Genomic DNA, 729 nt, shown 5'->3' on the forward strand with positions numbered 1-729 from the left:
GCGAGGGCGCGGAGGCGTCGCATCGTGCCTCCCTCCGCTCGCCGTCAGTCTGGCGCCCCGGACCCCTCTCCGCGAGCGGGCGCTCCGCCTCCCCAGCTCGATCGATGCGTCACGAACGGTCGCCACGGCGGTCGGATGACGACCGTTCGTGACGCATCGCCGGAGCGACGGGGGTGAGGACCCGGGGACGCGCACCCATCCGGGTGTGCGTCCGCTCCGAAGAGAGGCGGGGATTTCAGGAGGAGACAGATGGCACGCGGCAGATGGCACGTCGGCACGATCGTCGCGCGAGTGCGCGCATGCGCAGCGATCGGGGCCTCCGGGCTCGACGCGGTGGAGAGGGCGGAGCGCCGGGCCGAGGTCCTGCGCATCGCCGGAGGAGTCGACTCCGGCCGTCTCGGCGACGACCAGGCGATCGCGGCGTTCGGCCGGATCGTCGACGGCCTGCAGAGCGACCTGCCCGGCTCGGCGCTCGGCGTCTAGCCCGCGAGGCCGGCGTCCCGGTACCCGCCCGGAGCGGACACCCGCCGAGCCGACATTCCGAGCCTCCGCGCGGCGCTGAGACCCGCCAAGCGAGCGTGCCGACGGCACACTGGGCGCGAAGACCCGCCAGCCCGGCACCCCGAGCGCCAGCCCGGCACCCCGAGCGCCCGCGCGCCGCGGAGCCCCGCTACCCCAGCGTCCCGAGCGCGATCCGCGGCAGCAGCCGCTGGATCGCGACGGCCGCCG

1 protein-coding gene is annotated in these 729 nt (G+C 76.0%); it reads left to right on the plus strand.

The window, feature by feature from the left end:
• Window positions 1-249 precede the first annotated feature (249 nt).
• Complete coding sequence (locus tag C5C99_RS16675) at window positions 250-483, plus strand: hypothetical protein (protein ID WP_104333133.1); 234 nt, start codon at window positions 250-252, stop codon at window positions 481-483.
• Window positions 484-729: the final 246 nt, after the last annotated feature.

The organism is Rathayibacter sp. AY1C4, from assembly GCF_002932195.1.
Classification (GTDB): domain Bacteria; phylum Actinomycetota; class Actinomycetes; order Actinomycetales; family Microbacteriaceae; genus Rathayibacter.